The organism is Microvirga lupini (assembly GCF_014191055.1).
Taxonomy (GTDB): domain Bacteria; phylum Pseudomonadota; class Alphaproteobacteria; order Rhizobiales; family Beijerinckiaceae; genus Microvirga; species Microvirga lupini_A.
Map to the genome: position 1 here is coordinate 462834 of NZ_JACHWB010000001.1, position 20334 is coordinate 483167.

The window sequence follows — 20334 nt, forward strand, 5'->3', positions numbered from 1 at the left end:
CGCCCTTATTCCGCATCCTTGTATTCGACATAAACGAGACCCGCGTTCGCGAGCGGCTCACGCATTTTGTAGAGGTCAAGGCCAAGAACGCCGGAGGCGAGCTGCTCGCGCTTCGAGCCCTCGTTGGCGACACGCGTTTCACCGGCAAGTGCTACGGCTTCAGCTTCCCGCCGCGGCACGACCAGAACACCATCGTCATCGGCGACGATCACATCACCTGGCTTCACTAGAGCACCTGCGCAGACAACGGGAACATTGACGGAGCCGAGCGTCGCCTTCACCGTTCCTTTGGCGGAGACCGACCGCGACCAGACGGGGAAGCCCATCTCAGTCAGGGTCTTCACATCTCGGACGCCGGCATCAATGACGAGGCCGACGACGCCACGAGCTTTTAGTGATGTTGCCAGCAGATCGCCGAACATGCCGTCAGTGTTGTCGGTCGTTACGCCGACGACGAGGACATCGCCCGGCTTACACTGCTCGACAGCTACGTGGATCATCCAATTGTCACCCGGCTGAGCCAACACGGTGACGGCGCTGCCGGCCACTTGGGCGCCCGCCCAGATCGGCCGCATATAGGGCTTCAAAAGTCCTGAGCGACCCAAGGCTTCATGGGCGGTCGCGACGCCGAGTTTTGCGAGCCGGTCGACGATTCCCTGCTCAATTCGCGGCGTGTTGGTGATGACGACGGGCTTCATGCGAGTTCCTCGACGATCTCGGGGAAAATACGCTGATAAGCTTCGCCATAGGTCATTGCACGCCCGGAGTTGCGCCCGCCCTGCATGCCGCGGTTCAGCGCGACGCGGGTGTAGTATTCCCACAGATGCTTCTGAGCGGCGAGGATTTCGAAGGCCTTGCGTTTCGTCTCCCAGACGTCATCGATGTTGAGGATCACGTTGGGCTTATAGTTACACTGCTCCGGCTGGTGCGGCTCGAACAGAAAGACCGGCGGCGCATTATAGGTCAGGTCCAGGTTCGGCTTATGCCCGGCCGCCTGGGCGATGATGCGGGCTTCCTGCGCAAAGCGCGTCGCCTCGGGATGATCAACGTTGTAGGGATCTTCGAGGGAGTGCGTGAGAACGAAGGAGGGCTTAAGCTCTCGGTAAATATCGACCAGACGCTCCAGCATCTCAGGAGTAGTGTGAAGCGGGTAATCGCCCGCATCGAAGAATTCGATCTCGGCGCCCAATGTCTCAGCTGCTCGTTCGGCTTCCTCACGCCGCTGCCCCTTCACCTCGGCGAGTGAAACGTCGCCCCTCTTCCAGGCCCATTGGCTTTCACCGCGCTCGCCAAACGAAAGGCAGACGATCTTCATGCGGAAGCCTTTCTTCGTATGAAGGGCGATGGCGCCGCCCGCCCGCCATACGAAATCGCCAGGATGGGCGGTAACGACAAGTCCGGTCTTTCCAATAGTCATAGAAGCCTCGAGAGAACGAGTTGCAATATTCTAAGCGGCGTCGCGGCCAGCGTCGAAGGACTGAGCGAGCGATTCATGTGCGAATACATGACCTTCGAAGAGCAGGCGGGCGGTGCGAAGCAGCCCGGCCTTCTCGACGATAGGGTTTTCCTCTGTTCCGCCAACTTCGATCACGACGCTGAATTCGCCAGTGGGATGCTCGACCGAGAGAGTCTTCTCGCGCCCCGCTGGAATCTGAGCCACCCGCGATGCGGGAGAGCCCGGCAATATGCAGGCGGTGGCGACGGTCACGGCGGCAAAAACACCGATGGATGCATGGCATTCGTGGGGAATGAAGCTGCGGGTGCAGACATGGCCACCGGCCGCGGGAGGCGATACCAGGGCCATCTTTGGGACGACCTTCGACGAAACATCGCCAAGGCCCATGAGCTTGCCCGCCTCTAGGCGGATCTCCTCCAGGCGTGCCTTTAACTCCGTGTCCCTGTCGAGCACTTCGCGCGGCTCATATCCTGTTCGCCCAACAGCGGAGGCCTCAAGCACGACCACAGGCATGCCGTTATCGATCAGGGTCACGTCCACACCGGCAACGCGATCCACCACATTGCCGGTCGGCAGCAGCGAGCCGCAGACGGATCCGGCAGCATCGAGGAACTCGACAGCGATAGGCGCTGCCGTTCCCGGTACGCCGTCGATGCGGGCATCGCCGCCATAGATCACATGACCATCGCGGGTCTGCACCGTCAGCTCGGCGATCGTTCCCGTATTGACCGTATGCACCCTGACCCTGGTGACTGGATCGGCGGCTTTCACGAGGCCGCGCTCGATGGAGAAAGGCGCAACGCCTGCAAGGATGTTCCCGCAATTCGGCGTCACATCCACCTTCGGCTTGTCGATTCCGACCTGGCCGAACAGGAAGTCGATATCGCAATCGGGGCGCTTTGACCTGGACACGATGGCAATCTTGCTCGTCAGCGGGTGAGCGCCGCCGATGCCATCGATCTGGCGCGGATCCGGCGAGCCCATGACCGACAAAAGCAGGGCATCGCGATGCGCCGGATCGGACGGAAGATCGTCAGCCAGGAAATAGGCGCCCTTCGAGGTGCCCCCCCGAAGAATCATACAAGGAATGCGCGGCTGAATGGTCTTTCTCCCGAAACTGGTGAACGGTTCCGGGAGCGTGCATCAGCGGTCTTTATGCAACAAATGGTTTATTTATGGGTTTTGATGAATTTTTTTCACACTCGGCGCCGGCTTCTGGCTGTGCGCTTCTGAGGAAAGTGTTCTTCGCCGGCAAAGACGTCGACGATAATTTTGCGGAGCTCGTCGGCTAGTGGCGATAGAGGCGTCCCTCGCCGTGAAACGATGCCGAGCTGGCGGCTGATGCTCGGATTGCGCAGAGGGACGAGTTTGAGGCCGCGCTCGTCGACAGAATCGAATGCGCGGCTGGGAATGACAGTCAGCGCGACCCCGGCTTTGACCAAGGCAACAGCCGTCTGAATATGCTGAACTTCGAAGCGCCAGGTCAGGCCTTCCCGGCGGCTCCCCAGAGCATCGTCGATGATCATCCGGTTGCCCGTCTGCGGGCTGATGCGGATCAAAGGCTCCTCCGTGAGGTCGGACCAGCTCACGGAGGATTGGGAGGCCAGGGGGTGGTCCTCCGGGCACACGAGGGTGAAGGGGTCCTTGATCAGCATCTCGATGTCGAAGTCCCACCGGTGGGCCGCCACCAGAGTGATCCCAAAGGCGATCGTGCCGTCCTGAACCAGATTGCTGATCTCGGTGGCGGAGTTGTCGTAGATCCGCAGCACCACGTCCGGGTGCCGTTCCTGGAAACGGCGCAGGGCAGAAGGCAGGCGACCGGATGCGATCGTGGGCAGGCATCCGATGGACAATGTTTCCTGACGGCTGCGCCCCTCGTCACGGAGACCATCCAGGGAGACCGAGAGACTCTCGATGGTACCTTTCACCTTCGGCAGCAGGTTGAGGCCAGCCTGAGTGAGCGACACCTCCCGGGTAGTCCGGGACAGGAGCTTCACCCCGAGATCCTCCTCCAGCTTGCGAATCCTGTGACTGAGTGCCGTCTGCGACAGGTTGAGATGCGCTGCCGCCAGCTGGAAGCTGCCGCGTTCTGCAATAGCCACGAAGGCATGGAGGCCCAGGAAGTCGATGCGCATGGAGAATCCGTCTGTGACTTCTGTCACTATATATGAAGTATATTCATCAATCCCTAAAAACAAACCATTTGCTTCATTGTGGTCCTGTCGCGTCTCTTGGGATGCATAATTCCATGAATGAGGGCCGATCCGCCGAATGACGTCAGTGCCTACGATCCCGCCGCCGCATCTTGATCCGCGGGTCCCTTCGTTCAAGCTTCCGCCCGGAAGCTGCGACACGCATTGTCATATCTTCGGGCCTGCCCGCATTTACCCCTATGTGCCGGAGCGCCCCTACACGCCGCCGGATGCGCCGCTGGAGATGTTCCGCGCCTTGCACGATCGTCTTGGCGTCGAGCGCGCAGTGATCGTCAACGCCACGCCCCATGGGCGCGACAACCGGGTCGTCACCGATGCGATCGCGCAGAGCGGCGGACGCTACAAAGGCATCGCCAATGTCGATGAGACATTCGACGACCGGCAACTGAGGGATCTGGCGGAAGCAGGAATCGAGGGTTGCCGGTTCACCTTCCTGCCGCGGCTCGGGAAGATACCCGACATGAGCGCCTTCGATCGAATTGTCGAGCGCATTGCGGATCTCGGATGGCATGTTGATCTCTATCTCCCGGCGAATCTCATCCCCGAGTTCCGGCCCCGGTTGATGAGCCTCCCCGTGCCGTATGTGATCGACCACATGGGTGTCGTCGATGCGAGCCAAGGACTTGAACAGCCAGGGTTCACGGCGTTGCTCGATCTCCTACGGGATGACGAAAAGTGCTGGGTGAAGGTCTCCTGTCCGGAGCGCATCTCGCGCGCAGGTCCGCCGTTTCACGACGTGGCCTCCTTCGGGCGCGCGTTGGTCGAGGCTGCCCCGGACCGCGTTCTGTGGGGGACCGACTGGCCGCATCCGAACGTGCCGGTGATGCCCGACGACGGCGATCTGGTGGATCTCGTGCCGCTCTACGCGCCGGATCCAGGCATTCGGCAGAAGCTCCTCATCGATAATCCGACGCGCCTGTTTCGCTTTGAGCAACGCTAAAACAAGATCAAGAGCAGGGAGGAAACACGAGCATGTTCCGGACGACCACCAGGCGAGCCATGCTGCTGGGGCTGACAATGGGCGTGGGGCTGACTTTATCCGGATCCGCCTCGGCGCAGACGGATTATCCCGCGCGGCCCGTCAAGATCATCGTGCCTTTCGGCGCCGGCGGCGTGGCTGACGTCACCATTCGGATCGTCGCCGAGAAGCTCAGCGAGAAGATGGGGCAGCGCTTCATCGTCGAGAACATGCCGGGTGCTGGAGGTATTACGGCTGCGCGTGCGGCCTTGTCGAGCGAGCCGGATGGGCAAACCTTGACAATGCTCACCAACGGAACGGCTGTGAGCGTACCGCTCTTCGCCAACCTGCCGTTCGATCCCTTGACCGATTTCGCTCCCATCTCGACACTTGGTACTTTCGATTTTCTGTTCGTGGTGAACGCCAACTCCGAGCACAGGACCTTCAAAGAGCTCATCCAGACTGCCAAGAACAAGCCAGGTGAGATGAACGTTGCGACCATTGCGGTCGGCAGCACGCAGCATCTCACCTCAGTCCTGTTCAAAGGCGAGGCGGGTGTCGATTTCCGGCACGTCCCCTTCCGCAACACGCCGGATGCGCTCGTGTCGCTGATCCGGAATGACACCCATCTCCTCATCGACTCCCAGGCCGCACTGAAATCGGCTCTGGAAGGGCAGCAGGTGCGTGCGCTGGCTACATCGGGGCCTCGCCGTTCGCCTGCAATGCCTGACGTGCCGACTGTTCAGGAAGCGGGCATATCGGGCTTTGACGTGACGTCCTGGAATGCACTTTTCGCCCCGAAGGGAACTCCGGAGCCCATCATTCAGAAGCTGAATGCCACTCTCAAGGAGATCCTCGCAACAGAAGAAATCAAGGCTCGTCTGCTGGATCTCGGGATCGAGGCGCGCAGCGAGACGCCGGCGGAATTGACGGCACGTCTCAGGTCCGACATCGAGAAGTGGCGCGCGGTGATCGAGAAAGCCGGCATTCCGAAGCAGTGAGAAAAAGCCCTTGATCGCAGTTCACCCAGCGATTGTCTATGGAGCGTAACAATGACGACAACGAACGAACGCCCGACAATTCTGCTCCTGCCGGGACTTTTATGCGACGCGAGCGTGTGGACAGCGCAGGCCGAAGCCCTTCGCCCCCATGCGCAAGTTCTCGTCGCGGATTTCTCGCAGAACGAATCCCTGGAGGCCATGGCCCACTCGGCGTTGGCAATAGTGGAGGGGCCGATCATCGCCATCGGTCATTCCATGGGCGCCCGGGTTGCCATGGAGATGGTGCGTCTCGCGCCCGAACGCATCCAGAAGCTGGCTTTGATCGATACGGGCATCGACTCCCGCAAGGAAGGAGAAGAAGCCAAGCGACAGGTGCTGGTGGATCTCGCGTTTGCGGAGGGCATGGGAGCCCTCGCAGAACGATGGCTCCCACCCATGGTCCATATGGACCGCGTCGCTGATCAGGCGCTGCTTGTTCCCTTGAAAGAGATGGTGATGCGGGCAACGCCTGAGCAGCACCAGCGGCAGATCCGGGCGCTCCTCAATCGCCCAAACCTGGTGCCTCGCCTGGCAGACATTACCTGCCCAACCCTGGTCATGGTCGGACGCCAGGATCGATGGAGTCCTCTCGCGCAACATGAGGAGATGGCTGCTCGAATCCCGAACGCGGAACTCGTAGTGATCGAAGACAGCGGTCACATGACGCTGCTCGAGCAGCCGGAGCAGGTGTCAGACGCTTTGCTGCGTTGGTTGGGATTTGAGAACAAGCTTGCGAGCGCCTCTGGCGCTGCAGCGATGAGGAACTAGCATCATGGATGAGAAGCCAGAGCAGGATCGCATCCCCGACACGCCGCTCTTCGACCGCAAGCGTTCGCTCGACGGCTACCGCATCAACAAGATGGCGATGGGCTTGAGCAAACCTGAGAATCGAGAGGCCTTCAGGCAGGATGAGAGCGCTTATCTCGACCGCTTCGGACTGACACCAGAAGAGAAGGAGGCTGTCATGACGCGCAACTGGCGCGAAATGGTACGGCTCGGCGGGAACCTCTTCTTCATCCTCAAGATCTCCGCCGTGGACCCGGTGCGCATCACCGAGATCGGCGCCCATCAGGCGGGCATGGAGCACGATGATTTCCTGCGCAACCGTTTAGGAAAGAAAGTATAATGGCGAAGCTCATTGGAGGATTGGGGACATCCCACGTTCCCTCGATCGGCGCAGCGATCGACAAAGGTCTACGCGACACGCCGGACTGGAAGCCGTTCTTCGATGGATACATTCCTGGACAGGATTGGGTGAAGGAGCACAAGCCCGACGTGGCGGTCGTGATCTTCAACGATCACGGAAATTCCTTCTTCCTCGACAAGGTGCCGACCTTCGCGGTGGGCTGTGCCGAGGAATACCGCCCGGTCGACGAGGGCTGGGGGCCTCGCGCCATCCCGCCCTTCAGGGGGGCTGTCGATTTTTCCTGGCACTTCATTGATACCCTGATCGAGAACCGCTTCGACCCGATGATCTGCCAGGAAATCGAGGTGGATCACGGCATCCAGGTGCCCATGGAGCTGTTCTGGGGCCGCCCTGCCGAGTGGCCGGTGCGGGTGGTGCCGATCTTCGTCAACGTGATCCAATATCCCATTCCGCTTCCGAGCCGCTGCTACGAGATGGGCCGTGTTCTGCGCCGAGCGATCGAGAACTATCCGACTGACGAGCGTTTCGTCGTTCTCGGCACGGGCGGCCTGTCTCACCAGCTTCAGGGCGCTCGTGCGGGATTCGTGAACCCGGAGGCGGATCGAGCCTTTCTGAATGACATCGCCACCGACCCTGACAAGCTCGCTAGGATGTCCCGGGAACAATACGTGGAGATGTTCGGCAGCGAGGGGGCGGAGCTGATGATGTGGCTCGTCATGCGCGGCGCCATGGACCGTGACGTGGTGGTCCGCCACAAGCACTACTTCGTTCCCGCTTCCATGACGGGCGCCGGCATGATCGTGATGGAGAACGAGAAAACTCCTTCTCCGGCCGTGGCGGCATAGCATCATGTATTGGCTCATGATCTGCCGTCACAAGTCGGGCATGGAGGAACAGCGCGAGCAGCACCGGGATGCGCATCGCCAGCACGTTGCCACGGGCGGAGGAGGCATCGCAAAGGTACTGATCGGCAGTGCTCTGACCGAGGATGATGCGGAGAGCCCGCTGGGAAATTTCGGGATTCTTGAGGCGCCCACGCGGGAGGCTGCTCAGGCTTTCGCGGAAAACGATCCCTTCGCCCGTGCGGGCCTTGTCGAGGCTATCGAAATCACGGCGCTGTCCTCACGGTTCCAGGCTCAACGCATCGATCCCATGACCGCGTAGGCTGCGGCGCACCGGTTATTGATGAATTTCTTTAAGCAATGCGGCCGAAAAACTAATTTGTTTCAGGAGCGGTTTGCTGGCGTCTTATTGGCACGACTGCTCGGCATGAACCGAGCGGCGCCCTGGGAGGAGATTTCGCATGACAAAAGGCACGTCCGCAGAGACGGTTCGTTCCAGCATCACCCGCCGCCATGTTCTCATGGGAGCGGCGGCCCTGACGACAGCCGCGACGTTGACCACACGAGTTGCGGCACAGACATATCCCAGCCAGAACATTCTTCTGGTCGTGCCTTTCACGCCCGGCGGATCGACGGACATTCTGGCCCGCCTGCTCGGGCAGAGGCTCGAGGCGGCTCTTAAGAACCCAGTGATCGTTGAGTCTCGTCCGGGTGCGGGAGGGTCGGTGGGCGTAGGCTCCGTGGCCCGTGCAGTAGCAGACGGCCACACTCTGGTGATGGGCCATATCGGCACATTCGCGGTCAATCCCGCGCTTTATCCAAAGCTGCAATATGACCCGATGAAGAGCTTCGAGCCTGTGAGCGGTATCGCAAACGTGCACAACATGCTCGTCGTTCACCCGGATGTGCCGGCTAAGACACTCCAAGAACTGGTCGATTATGCCAAGCAGAACCCCGGCAAGTTGAATTACGCCTCAGGCGGGATCGGAAGTGCAGCCCACATAGCCATGGTGGCGCTTGCCGATCGCGCTGGGATTTCCATGACCCACGTTCCCTACCGGGGTACGGCGCCTGCGGTAACGGATCTGCTTGGCGGGCGCGTGCAACTCACGTTCACCGGCGCTCCCAACCTGCTCCAGCATGTAGAGGCCGGCACGATGCGGGCACTTGCAGTCTCCGGGCTCTCGCGTCTCAAGGGAGCGCCTACGGTCCCGACGGTGGCGGAGTCAGGCTATCCGGGATTCGAGGCATCGCAATGGTACGGTATCCTGGTTCCAGCCGGCACACCGAAAACGGTGGTGGATCGGCTCAACACCGAGATCAGAGCGGCCATGGCCGCTCCAGAGATTGCGGAGCGGTTGTCGCTCGAAGGCGCCGAGGTCTGGACCAACACGCCGGATGAATTCCGCAGCCATATTGCCACGGAAATGGTGCGTTGGGGCGATCTGGTGAAGCGCACGGGAATCAAGCCTGAATAAGTTAAGGAGCGCCTGAAGGGCGCTCTTTTCCTATCCCTATGAAGAGACCGCGAGTGTCTCACTGGGGAAGCTGAGGAAGTAACAAGGGAGGGAGAAAAGCATGCGACGTCGGACATTCTTAGGGGCTGCAGGTGCTGTTGCCGTAACGCTGACACTCAGCGGCGCAGCGCTGGCGCAGGAGGCGGTGAAGATCGGGCTCATTCTGCCGATGACGGGGCCGTTCGCCTCGACGGGCCGGCAGATCGAGGCGGCGGCCCGGCTGTACATGCAGCAGCAGGGCGACACCGTGGCGGGCAGGAAGATCCAGCTGATCGTGAAGGACGACACGGGCGTGGCGGACGTGACCAAGCGCCTGGCCCAGGAGCTGATCGTCAACGACAAGATCAGCGTCATGGCAGGCTTCGGCCTTACCCCGCTGGCGCTCGCCTCAGGTCCGTTGGCGACGCAGGGCAAGGTTCCTGCCGTGGTGATGGCGGCAGCGACCTCGACGATTACCGAGGCTTCGCCGTTCATCGTGCGCACGAGCTTTACGGCCGCTCAAGCTACCGTTCCTCTTGCCGACTGGGCCGCCAAGAACGGGCTCAAGAAGGTCGTAACGCTGGTCTCCGACTACGGCCCCGGTATCGATGTGGAGAAGGCGTTCACGGAAGTTTTCACCAAAGCCGGCGGTCAGGTTGAGAACCTGCGGGTGCCGCTGGCGAACCCCGACTTCTCGCCCTTCCTGCAGAAGGTGGCCGATGCCAAGCCGGATGCTCTCCTGGCCTTCGTGCCCTCAGGAGTGGGCGCGCAGTTCATGAAGCAGTTCGTGGAGCGCGGCCTCGACAAAAGCGGGATCCGCCTGCTCGCCGAAGGAAGCGTGACGGACGACGATCTGCTCAACAATATCGGGGACGTGGCACTGGGCGCGATCACCACGCACCATTACTCAGTGGCCCACGACAGCCCTGAGAACAAGGCGTTCGTGGAAGCGTTCAAGAAGGCGAACCCGAACATGCGCCCGAACTTCATGGCGGTGGGCGGCTATGACGGCATGCACCTGATCTACGAGGGTCTGAAGAAGACCAACGGTCAGGGCGGTCAGGTGCTGATCGACGCCATGAAGGGCATGAGCTGGACCAGCCCGCGCGGGCCGGTGTCGATCGACCCGCAGACCCGCGACATCATCCAGAACATCTATGTGCGCAAGGTCGAGCGCCGGGACGGGGAACTCTACAACGTGGAGTTCGCCACGATCCCGAACGTCAAGGATCCGGTCAAGGCCGCCAAGGCCAACTGATCACGGCAACAGCAAGAGAGGCGCCGCGCTGACACGCGGCGCTTTTCTTTGGTGTATACACAGAGCTCGATTGAGACCGGGTTGCTGCTGTGCAGCAACGGAAAATCGCCACAATAGCCCTTCGTATAGTTGTCTCATTGCTGGACCTGTATACATTCTGCATCCGTGGAGGAAGACGATGACAGAAGCGCGCCCATTCCCTGTGAATGCCTGGTATGCCGCCGCCTGGGCCCATGAGATCAAGCATGAGCTCGCGGCTCGGACAATCTGCAACAAGGATATGGTGCTCTACCGCCGCTCCGATGGTCAGGTAACTGCGCTTGATGATGCCTGCTGGCATCGCTTGCTGCCGCTCTCCATGGGCCACCTCAAGGGGGACGAGGTCGTCTGCGGCTACCATGGTCTCGTCTTCAATGCAGCGGGCCGCTGCACCTACATGCCAGCCCAGAAGACCATCAATCCATCGGCCTGCGTGCGCGCCTATCCCGTCGCCGAACGTCACCGCCTCGTCTGGGTCTGGCCCGGCGATCCTGCGCTTGCCGATCCCGGCAAAATTCCCGACTTCCATTGGAACGACGGCACCGACTGGGTTGGCGAAGGCGGCACCTTCTACAGCCTGAAATGCGACTACCGGCTCGTGATCGACAACCTCATGGACCTGACGCATGAGACCTATGTCCATGCGGGCAGCATCGGCGACGAGGCGATCACCAGCGCGCCCTTCGATGTCACCCATACGGACCGCACAGCGACCGTGACCCGCTGGATGACCAATATCGAGCCGCCGCCGTTCTGGGCCAAGCAGCTTAACCGACCGGGCGAGCATGTGGATCGGTGGCAGATCATCTACTTCCAGGCACCTTCCACAGTGGTGGGTGACGTCGGTGTGGCCGTGACCGGAACCGGTGCGCCGCAAGGCGACCGTTCGCAGGGCGTCAATGGTGCCTTTCTGGCAGCTATTACCCCCGAGACTGACAGGAGCTGCCACTACTTCTGGAACTTTGTGCGAACCTTCAGAACAGATGACGAGCAACTCACGAAGGATATCAACAAGGCGCATGTCAACGAGGGCAAAGGCGTCTACGATCAGGACCATGTGGTGCTCGAAGCCCAGCAGGTGGCCATCGACAAGAACCCGCGGATGCCGTTCTACAACCTCAACATCGATGCCGGGGCGCTTTGGGCCCGCAAGCTGATCGACCGGATGCTGGAAGCCGAGGGCGGGCATCCGGTTCACATTCCGAGCGAGGCAGCCGAGTAGGTTCGCCATGAGCAAGCAAGTCGAGTGGCGAAAAGGCACCTTGCGATCGGTGCGGGACCTCACCCCCGACATCCGGCTCTTTGAGATTGAGCCGGACGGGGAGTTCGTCGCTCCGACGCCGGGCAGCCATATCAATGTTGGAGTGCAGATCGGCGAGCGACCGGATGTTCGATCCTATTCGGTTGTCGGACCCTGCACGGATGGGCTTTACCGGATCGCCGTAAAGCGCCTTCCCGACAGCCGCGGCGGGTCGCTCTACATGTGGAGCCTCTCGCCCGGTGCTCATCTCAGCATCTCGACTCCCGGCAATCACTTCGATCTCAGCCTGGGGCGGCCGGAATACCTCCTGCTCGCCGGCGGGATCGGCATCACGCCGATCTACACCATGGCTCTTGCCTTGACTCACGCTGGGGCGAATTTCCGCGTGCTCTATGCCTGCCGGACCCGGCAGGACACGGCCCTTGCTGATGAGATGCAGGCAGAGGTCGGTGATCGTCTGCAGATCTTCCTCGACGAGGAGGGCGCCCGCGTAGACCTGGACGCGGAGATCGCCCGGCTTTCTCTGCGGGGAGAACTTTATGTCTGCGGTCCCATCGGCATGCTGGAGGCAGCCAAGCGGGCTTGGCAGAGGAGTGGCCGGCCCGTGGACCAGCTGCGGTTCGAAACCTTCGGCAACAGCGGCCGCTTCGCGACTGAGCCCTTCAAGGTGAAGATCCCGCGGCTCGGCATGGAGCTTGAGGTTCCGCAGAACAAGACCATGCTGGAGGCCCTGGAGGCAGCAGGTGTCGCGATGATCTCGGACTGCCGACGGGGCGAGTGCGGTCTCTGCGCCTTGTACATCATCGAGGCGACCGGGACGGTGGATCACCGGGACGTGTTCTTCAGCGACGAGGAGAAGGCCGAGAACAGGAAGCTCTGCACCTGCGTATCCAGGGTCGCAGGAGGAGATATCACCATCGACACGGCTGACAGGGCCGCATGAACGGCTTAGCTTGAGCGCAGAAAGAGATCGAGAGGACCATGATCAAGGCCGGGGAAAATGGCAACGACCGCTCGGTGACGCAGACCGTGAGGGCCCAGCTGGCCCTGCGCGACCTCGTCCTGCGGGGCGAGCTCAATCCTGGCGAGCGGGTGTCCGAACTACAGATGGTCGAGCGTCTTGGCGTCTCCCGAACACCTGTCCGCATGGCGCTCGTGCGCCTGGAAGAGGAAGGTTTGCTGGAGGCGATCCCGTCCGGCGGCTTTTCCGTCAAGACCTTCTCCGAGAAAGAGGTTTTCGAAGCCATCGAGATCCGCGGAACGCTCGAAGGGCTGGCCGCGCGCCTGGCGGCGGAGCGCGGCGTCAGCCGAACGGATCTTCGCAACGCCGCCGACTGCCTGGATGCAATCGATGATGTTATGCGACGCAATCCGGCCGACATCGACCTCCTGCGCTACGTCGAGCTGAACGCCCGCTTTCACGACATCCTGATTGGCATGGCCGACAGTCAGGCGCTCGCCCGCCAGCTCGAAAGGGTCAACGCATTGCCGTTCGCCTCGCCCAGCGCCCTTGTCCCGGTTCAGTCCCGCTCTCCGGAGATGAATTACATCCTCAGCGTGGCCCAGGATCAGCATCACTGCGTTCTCTCCGCTATTGAGCGGCGGGAAGGTGCCCGCGCGGAGGCCATCATGCGAGAGCATGCCCGCATCGCTCACCGCAATCTGGAACGTGCACTGACAAACCAGAGGGACATGGATCTCGTGCCGGGTTCGGTGCTCATCAAGAGGCGCATCCGCGCCTGACACGCAAAGGCGAATACGCCAAAGGGTAGAAAGAGGGAGAAGAGTATGCGACGTCGGACATTCATGAGGGCTGCGGGGGCTGCGGCGGTGACGCTGGCCCTGAGCGGGGCGGCCCTGGCGCAGGAGACGGTGAAGATCGGGCTCATTCTGCCGATGACGGGGCCGTTCGCCTCGACGGGCCGGCAGATCGAGGCGGCGGCCCGGCTGTACATGCAGCAGCAGGGCGACACGGTGGCGGGCAAGAAGATCCAGCTGATCGTGAAGGACGACACGGGCGTGGCGGACGTGACCAAGCGCCTGGCCCAGGAGCTGATCGTCAACGACAAGATCAGCGTCATGGCAGGTTTCGGCCTCACACCCCTGGCGCTTGCCCCGGCGCCGCTCGCCACCCAGGCCAAAGTTCCAGCTGTCGTCATGGCTGCCGCCACGGCCACGATCACGGAGGCTTCGCCCTTCATCGTGCGCACCAGCTTCACCCTGCCGCAAGCCACCGTGCCAATGGCGGAGTGGGCCGCACAGAACGGCATCAAGAAGGTCGTGACGCTGGTCTCGGATTACGGACCGGGCATCGATGCGGAGAAAGCCTTCACCGGCGCCTTCACGGCCAAGGGCGGTCAGGTTGAGAACCTGCGGGTGCCACTGGCGAACCCCGACTTCTCGCCCTTCCTGCAGAAGGTGGCCGACGCCAAGCCCGACGCGCTGTTCGTGTTCGTGCCCTCCGGCATCGGTGCGCAGTTCATGAAGCAGTTCGTGGAGCGCGGTCTCGATAAGAGCGGCGTCAAGCTCATCGGTCCTGGCGACGTCACCGATGACGACATCCTGAACGGCATGGGCGATGTCGCGCTCGGCGCCATTACCACCCAGCACTATTCGGCGGCCCACGACAGCCCTGAGAACAAGGCGTTCGTGGAGGCGTTCAAGAAGGCGAACCCGAACATGCGCCCCAACTTCATGGCGGTGGGCGGCTATGACGGCATGCACCTGATCTACGAGGGTCTGAAGAAGACCAACGGCCAGGGCGGCCAGGCACTGATCGACGCCATGAAGGGCACGAGCTGGACCAGCCCGCGCGGGCCGGTGTCGATCGACCCGCAGACCCGCGACATCATCCAGAACATCTATGTGCGGAAAGTCGAGCGGGTGAACGGGGAGCTCTACAACGTAGAGTTCGCCACGATCCCGAACGTCAAGGATCCGGTCAAGGCCGCCAAGGCCAATTGATCTCACCAGTCCAGGAAGCGCCGCCAAAGGGCGGCGCTTCTCATGAGTTTTTCCCGGAGAACACGGTGCTCACCATTCTCTTCGATGGCATTGCCTACGGCATGCTGCTGTTCGTGCTGGCGTGCGGATTGGCTGTCACGCTCGGCCTGATGAACTTCGTCAATCTCGCCCATGGCGCCTTTGCCATGGCAGGTGGATACATCACGGCCGTGCTGATGAACCGAATGGGCGTGCCTTTCCTGGCGACCCTGCCGCTCGCCTTCATCGGACCGGCCATCCTCGGTCTGGTGCTTGAGAGAACCCTCTACAAACGGCTCTACACCCGCAGCCACCTCGATCAGGTGCTGTTCTCCATTGGGCTCGTCTTCATGGCCGTGGCTGCCATCGACTACAGCTTCGGCTCGCAGCAGCAGCTGATCCAGCTGCCGAGCTGGCTCCAGGGGCGTGTCGATATTCTGGGGGTGCAGGTCGGCCTCTACCGCAGCTTCATCATCGTCATTTGCGGCGCCCTCGTCGTGGCCCTGCAGCTGATCCTCACCAAGACGCGCTTCGGCAGCCGCCTGAGGGCTGCGGTGGACGATCCCCGCGTCGCACGTGGGCTCGGCATCAATGTGAGCCTGATCTTCGCCACGACCTTCGCGTTCGGGTCCGGGCTCGCAGGCCTGGGTGGTGCACTCGGAGCGGAAATCCTCGGGCTCGATCCGACCTTCCCGCTCAAGTTCATGATCTACTTCCTGATCGTCGTCACGGTCGGTGGCACGACCAGCATCACCGGGCCGTTCCTGGCCTCGCTCCTCCTCGGCATCGCTGATGTGGCCGGCAAGTACTACGTGCCGAGCGTCGGCGCCTTCGTCATCTACACGCTGATGATCGTCGTTCTCGTTCTGCGCCCTCAAGGGCTTTTCGAACGTGCGCGCTGATCCAACAGGACCTGAACCCATGTCGACGAACATCGCCGATCACGTCAGAAGCTCCCTGGTCCGAAGAGGGCGATGGGGAATCGGCGAGATCCTCTTCTGGCTGATCGCCGCCGCGACTCTGTATTTCCTGCCTGAGAGGCATCTGATTCTGAATGAGATCGCAATTATTGGTCTCTTTGCGCTCTCTCTCGATCTGATCCTCGGTTATGCCGGCATCGTCTCGCTTGGCCATGCGGCTTTCTTCGGGCTTGGGGCATACACGGCCGGAATCCTGGCGAGAGATGGATTGGCGGATCCGCTGCTGGGGTTGGGAGCCGCTGCCATCGCCGCGGCGATCCTGGGTTTCGTGACAAGCTTCCTCGTGCTGCGCGGCTCGGATCTGACCAAGCTGATGGTGACCCTGGGCGTGGCGCTCGTGCTCGGTGAGATCGCCAACCAGGCCTCCTGGCTCACGGGTGGTGCGGACGGTCTCCAGGGCATCACCATGGGGCCTATCCTCGGCCTGTTTGAATTCGACATATTCGGCACAACGGCCTATGCCTACAGCCTCACGGTGACCTTCCTGCTCTTTATCGTCGCGCGCAGGATCGTCGTCTCGCCCTATGGGCTCTCGCTGCGTTCGATCCGCGACAATCCCTTGAAGGCCCGTGCCGTCGGTATCCCGGTCAATCGCCGTCTTGTCGCGGTCTATACACTTGCGGCCGCTTATGCAGGCGTGGCAGGCGCCCTGCTGGCTCAGACCACGCAATTCGTCTCTCTCGACGTCCTCGCCTTCCATCGCTCTGCGGACGTGATGCTCGTGCTCGTGATCGGCGGTGTCGGATATCTCTACGGTGGTCTCATTGGAGCCATCGTGTTCAAGGTATTGCAGGACGTCATCTCGGCCTGGACACCGCAATACTGGCAGTTCTGGATCGGCTTGATCCTGGTCATCATCGTGCTCGCAGGCCGCGAGCGCCTGACGGAGCGGGTGAGGACGCTTTGGAAGGGCGTAGCCGGGCGCACGGCCAAGAGCCCTGAGACGCTACCGAAAACGTCCACCAGGGAGGTATGACATGACAATCGCTCTCGAAACGAAAGGTCTCGTCAAGCGCTTCGGCGGCCTCGTGGCGACGGACAATGTGTCGTTCAAGCTGGAGCATGGCGCCCGGCACGCCTTGATCGGCCCCAACGGTGCCGGCAAGACGACCTTCATCAACCTGCTCACCGGCGTCATCAAACCGACGGCGGGGCAGATCTTCCTGGAGGGGCAGGAGATCACGGGTTTGCGTCCCGAGTTGCGGGTGCAGCGCGGGCTCGCCCGCACCTTCCAGATCAACCAGCTCTTCCCGGCCATGACCCCGCTTGAGACCATCGGCCTTGCTGTGTCCGAGCGCCTGGGTGGGGGACGGGACTGGTGGCGTGTGACGGGGAGCAAGCGGGAGATCATCGACGAAATCGTCGAGATTGCCCAGCGCTTCCGACTCACGGATGTGCTCGATGAGCGAACCTCAAATCTCGCTTATGGCAAGCAGCGCCTTTTGGAGATTGCCGTGGCCTTCGCCTGCAGGCCGCGTGTGCTTCTTCTCGACGAGCCGGCCGCTGGCGTACCGGAGGCGGAGAGGCACGAACTGCTTGCGACGGTGGCGGCACTCCCGCGGGACGTCTCCGTTCTCCTGATCGAGCACGACATGGATCTGGTCTTCAGCTTCGCCGACCGCATCTCGGTGCTGGTCAACGGTGCGCTGTTCACGGAAGGGACGGTCGAGGAGGTGTCGACGGACCCCCGTGTGCGGGCTGTCTATCTTGGGGAGAGCGTCGATGAGTGATCTTCTCACCCTGCAGAAAGTCTCGGCAGGTTACGGTGACGCCATCGTCATCTCGAACATCGACCTGCACCTCAGGCCCGGCGAATCCCTCGCTGTGCTCGGCCGCAACGGCACGGGCAAGACGACGCTTCTCAACACCATTATCGGTGTAACCCGTCACCGCAGCGGCTCGATCGTGCTGGATGGCCAGAACCTGACGACAGCCCGCCCTGACAAGCGCGCCCATGCGGGCATCGGCTGGGTTCCGCAGGAGCGCAACATCTTCAAGTCTCTTACCGTGGAAGAGAACCTCACGGCGGTGGCGCGTCCGGGACCCTGGAACGTGAACCGCGTGTACGATATGTTCCCCCGCCTCAGGGAGCGCCGGTCCAACATGGGCAACCAGCTCTCCGGCGGGGAGCAGCAGATGCTGGCGGTGGCCCGCGCACTCGTGCTTAACCCCAAGCTGCTGCTGCTGGACGAGCCGACGGAAGGGCTCGCACCCATCATCATCGAGGAGCTGCTTGCGGCTCTGACCCGCATCATCCGCGGGGAGGGCATGTCGGCCATCGTTGTCGAGCAGCATGCGCAGAAGATCTTGGGCGTAACCGACAGCGCGCTCATCCTCGATCGCGGCACCATCGTTCATGCGAGCTCAAGCCGGGCTCTCATCGATGACCCGGCTGCTCTCGAACAGCACCTCGGCGTGACGGCGAAGAAGAAGCCGCTGCGCGCCGCATCCCATTGAACTCAGAACTGGAGGATCATTCATGCAACGCACCAAGCCACCTTTCCGCGCCGATATGGTCGGCAGCCTTCTGCGTACGGCTGCGCTCAAAGAAGCCCGCCACAAGCACCATGACGGAGAGATCACGGACGAAGCCCTGAAGGATATCGAGGATCGTGAGATCCGGGCCCTCATCAAGCGCCAGGAAGAGATCGGCCTGCAGGCCGTAACCGACGGCGAGTTCCGTCGCGCCTATTGGCACTTCGACTTCTTGGAGCATCTCGATGGTGTCACCTCGGTCGAGGCCGATTCCGGCATGAACTTCAAGGGCGGTGTCGGCATCGCGAAGGCTTTGCGCGTGACCGGCAAGGTCGGCTTCTCTGGCCAGCACCCGATGATCGACCATTTCCGCTTCGTGAAGGACAACACGGATCGGGTGGCGAAGATGACGATCCCCGGCCCGAGCATGCTGCACTATCGCGGCGGGCGGAAGATGATGAATATGGGCGTCTATCCGAACATGGACGACTTCTATGCCGATGTGGGCAAGGCCTACAACAAGGCCGTGCATGCCTTCTACGATGCCGGCTGCCGTTACCTTCAGCTCGACGACATCTCCTTCGCCTATCTCTGCGATCCGGACCAGCGCGAGATGCTGCGCCAGCGTGGCGACGATCCTGAGAAGCAGCCCGAGATCTATGCCGGCATGGTGCGCGAGGCGCTCAAGGACAAGCCGGACGATCTGACGATCACGATGCATCTCTGCCGCGGCAATTTCCGCTCCACCTTCATCGCATCTGGCGGCTATGAGCCGGTAGCCGACGTGCTGTTCAACCGCATGCCGGTCGACGGCTACTTCATGGAATGGGACACGGACCGCGCCGGCGGCTTCGAGCCCCTGCGCTTCCTGCCGAAGGGGAAATCCGTTGTCCTCGGTCTCGTGACCTCCAAGACCGGCGTGCTCGAAAAGAAGGACGACATCAAACGCCGCATCGACGAGGCGTCCAAGTATGTCGACCTCGATCAGCTCTGCCTCTCTCCGCAATGCGGCTTCGCCTCGACGGAAGAGGGCAACACGCTCGCCGAAGAGGAGCAATGGGCGAAGCTGCGCATGATCGTCGAGATCGCCGAAGAAGTCTGGGGCAGCCCCGGCTCCGGCGCCAAGAAGGCAGCCTGATCTGCAACGGGAGCCCGGAACGTCAAGCGGCTGGGCTCCCGCTCTCTAAGAGTGCTGAAGCGAAAGACATCACGATGCAGGACGAACCGGTTCTCGATCTCGCCCATCTGGGGCATCTGGAACTGCTCACGCCGAAGCCGGATGAAAGTCTGCGCTTCTTCATCGATGTGCTCGGCATGACCGAGAGCGGCCGGCAGGGCGAATCCGTCTATCTTCGCGCCTGGGACGATTACGAGCGGCACTCGCTCAAGCTGACCGCCTCTAGGAAGCCTGGCATGGGGCACATGGCCTTCCGCGCTCGTAGCCGGCAGGCGCTCGAGCGGCGGGTCGCTGCTCTCAAGGATTCCGGTTACGACATCGGTTGGACGGATGGCGATCTCGGTCACGGCCCGGCTTTCCTGTGCCGTGACCCCGACGGACACACGATCGAGCTTTATTACGAGACCGAATGGTATGTGGCGCCATCTGAGCTGAAACCGGCTCTGAAGAACCAGGCCCAGCGCTTTCCGGCGCGCGGCGTGAGCGTGCGCCGGCTCGACCATCTGAACTGTCTGGCGTCGGACATTCGTGCCAACCGCATCTTTTATGAGGATTATCTCGGCTGCCGTCTGACGGAGCAGATCATTCAGAATGACGGGGTCGAGGCCGGCATGTGGATGACGCTCACCAACAAGAGCTACGACTTCGCTTTCACCCGTGACCACACAGGGACGAAGGGGCGCTTCCACCACCTGACCTATGCCCTCGACAGCCGGGAGGATGTTCTGAGGGCTGCCGACATCTTCCTGGAAGCGGGCGTGCCCATCGAGTCCGGGCCGCACAAGCACGCGGTCCAGCAGACCTTCTTCCTTTATGTCTATGAGCCGGGCGGCAACCGCGTCGAGGTCTGCAATGCCGGCGCCCGTCTCATCCTCGCTCCGGACTGGAAGCCGATCGTCTGGACCGAGGAGGAGCGCAAGAAGGGGCAGGCCTGGGGCATGAAGACGGTCGAGTCGTTCCACACCTATGGAACACCGCCTGTCGATGCCGTGGACTGATCCTCGATGAGA

22 protein-coding genes are annotated in these 20334 nt (G+C 61.8%); 18 read left to right on the top strand and 4 right to left on the bottom strand.

Annotated elements, in window-relative coordinates:
• Positions 1-5: 5 nt before the first annotated feature.
• The 4 genes from FHR70_RS02145 to FHR70_RS02160 form a co-directional block, all read right to left on the bottom strand.
• Positions 6-698, bottom strand: coding sequence for a 4-carboxy-4-hydroxy-2-oxoadipate aldolase/oxaloacetate decarboxylase (locus FHR70_RS02145; RefSeq protein WP_183446638.1), 693 nt, complete (start codon positions 696-698; stop codon positions 6-8).
• Positions 695-1417 (bottom strand): PIG-L deacetylase family protein, encoded by a 723-nt coding sequence (locus FHR70_RS02150; protein ID WP_183446640.1) that lies wholly within the window; start codon positions 1415-1417, stop codon positions 695-697. The genes FHR70_RS02145 and FHR70_RS02150 overlap by 4 nt, the downstream gene beginning before the upstream one ends.
• Positions 1418-1447: 30 nt before the next feature.
• Complete coding sequence (locus FHR70_RS02155) at positions 1448-2536, bottom strand: 4-oxalomesaconate tautomerase (RefSeq protein ID WP_183446642.1); 1089 nt, start codon at positions 2534-2536, stop codon at positions 1448-1450.
• A 116-nt stretch (positions 2537-2652) separates the two neighbouring features.
• The gene (locus FHR70_RS02160; protein ID WP_183446644.1) at positions 2653-3591 is read right to left on the bottom strand and encodes a LysR family transcriptional regulator; all 939 of its coding nucleotides are present in this window, start codon (positions 3589-3591) and stop codon (positions 2653-2655) included.
• Between the two features lie 136 nt (positions 3592-3727).
• Between FHR70_RS02160 and FHR70_RS02165 the strand changes: the two genes are divergently transcribed.
• The 18 genes from FHR70_RS02165 (at position 3728) to FHR70_RS02250 (ending at position 20322) form a co-directional block, all read left to right on the top strand.
• Positions 3728-4609 carry an amidohydrolase family protein gene (locus tag FHR70_RS02165; protein ID WP_183446646.1) on the top strand — a complete coding sequence of 294 codons (882 nt, stop codon included), beginning with the start codon at positions 3728-3730 and terminating at the stop codon, positions 4607-4609.
• Positions 4610-4641: 32 nt separating this feature from the next.
• Positions 4642-5628, top strand: a complete 987-nt coding sequence (locus tag FHR70_RS02170; RefSeq protein ID WP_183446648.1) for a Bug family tripartite tricarboxylate transporter substrate binding protein — start codon at positions 4642-4644, stop codon at positions 5626-5628.
• A gap of 51 nt (positions 5629-5679) precedes the next feature.
• Positions 5680-6435, top strand: a complete 756-nt coding sequence (locus FHR70_RS02175; protein ID WP_183446651.1) for an alpha/beta fold hydrolase — start codon at positions 5680-5682, stop codon at positions 6433-6435.
• Between the two features lie 4 nt (positions 6436-6439).
• Positions 6440-6793: an extradiol ring-cleavage dioxygenase gene (locus FHR70_RS02180; protein ID WP_183446652.1), complete on the top strand. Its 354-nt coding sequence runs from the start codon at positions 6440-6442 to the stop codon at positions 6791-6793.
• Positions 6793-7659 (top strand): class III extradiol dioxygenase family protein, encoded by an 867-nt coding sequence (locus FHR70_RS02185; RefSeq protein WP_183446654.1) that lies wholly within the window; start codon positions 6793-6795, stop codon positions 7657-7659. Before FHR70_RS02180 ends, FHR70_RS02185 begins: the two co-directional genes overlap by 1 nt.
• Positions 7660-7663: 4 nt before the next feature.
• Positions 7664-7978 (top strand): YciI family protein, encoded by a 315-nt coding sequence (locus FHR70_RS02190; protein WP_183446655.1) that lies wholly within the window; start codon positions 7664-7666, stop codon positions 7976-7978.
• 139 nt (positions 7979-8117) lie between these two features.
• A complete protein-coding gene (locus FHR70_RS02195; protein ID WP_183446657.1) occupies positions 8118-9134 on the top strand; it encodes a Bug family tripartite tricarboxylate transporter substrate binding protein in 1017 nt (338 codons plus the stop codon).
• A gap of 100 nt (positions 9135-9234) precedes the next feature.
• Positions 9235-10410, top strand: coding sequence for an ABC transporter substrate-binding protein (locus tag FHR70_RS02200; protein ID WP_183446659.1), 1176 nt, complete (start codon positions 9235-9237; stop codon positions 10408-10410).
• 178 nt (positions 10411-10588) lie between these two features.
• Positions 10589-11671 carry an aromatic ring-hydroxylating dioxygenase subunit alpha gene (locus FHR70_RS02205; RefSeq protein ID WP_183446661.1) on the top strand — a complete coding sequence of 361 codons (1083 nt, stop codon included), beginning with the start codon at positions 10589-10591 and terminating at the stop codon, positions 11669-11671.
• Positions 11672-11678: 7 nt separating this feature from the next.
• Positions 11679-12653, top strand: coding sequence for a PDR/VanB family oxidoreductase (locus FHR70_RS02210; protein WP_183446663.1), 975 nt, complete (start codon positions 11679-11681; stop codon positions 12651-12653).
• A gap of 38 nt (positions 12654-12691) precedes the next feature.
• Complete coding sequence (locus tag FHR70_RS02215; protein WP_183446665.1) at positions 12692-13453, top strand: GntR family transcriptional regulator; 762 nt, start codon at positions 12692-12694, stop codon at positions 13451-13453.
• A gap of 45 nt (positions 13454-13498) precedes the next feature.
• The gene (locus FHR70_RS02220; RefSeq protein ID WP_183446667.1) at positions 13499-14674 is read left to right on the top strand and encodes an ABC transporter substrate-binding protein; all 1176 of its coding nucleotides are present in this window, start codon (positions 13499-13501) and stop codon (positions 14672-14674) included.
• Positions 14675-14739: 65 nt separating this feature from the next.
• On the top strand, positions 14740-15594 hold the full coding sequence (locus FHR70_RS02225; RefSeq protein ID WP_183446669.1) for an ABC transporter permease subunit: 855 nt from the start codon (positions 14740-14742) through the stop codon (positions 15592-15594).
• A gap of 19 nt (positions 15595-15613) precedes the next feature.
• Complete coding sequence (locus tag FHR70_RS02230; protein ID WP_183446671.1) at positions 15614-16648, top strand: branched-chain amino acid ABC transporter permease; 1035 nt, start codon at positions 15614-15616, stop codon at positions 16646-16648.
• A gap of 1 nt (position 16649) precedes the next feature.
• A complete protein-coding gene (locus tag FHR70_RS02235) occupies positions 16650-17402 on the top strand; it encodes an ABC transporter ATP-binding protein (RefSeq protein ID WP_183446673.1) in 753 nt (250 codons plus the stop codon).
• Positions 17395-18129, top strand: a complete 735-nt coding sequence (locus FHR70_RS02240; protein ID WP_183446675.1) for an ABC transporter ATP-binding protein — start codon at positions 17395-17397, stop codon at positions 18127-18129. Before FHR70_RS02235 ends, FHR70_RS02240 begins: the two co-directional genes overlap by 8 nt.
• Positions 18130-18151: 22 nt before the next feature.
• Positions 18152-19285 (top strand): 5-methyltetrahydropteroyltriglutamate--homocysteine S-methyltransferase, encoded by a 1134-nt coding sequence (locus FHR70_RS02245; RefSeq protein WP_183446677.1) that lies wholly within the window; start codon positions 18152-18154, stop codon positions 19283-19285.
• A 74-nt stretch (positions 19286-19359) separates the two neighbouring features.
• Positions 19360-20322 carry a catechol 2,3-dioxygenase gene (locus tag FHR70_RS02250; RefSeq protein WP_183446679.1) on the top strand — a complete coding sequence of 321 codons (963 nt, stop codon included), beginning with the start codon at positions 19360-19362 and terminating at the stop codon, positions 20320-20322.
• Positions 20323-20334: the final 12 nt, after the last annotated feature.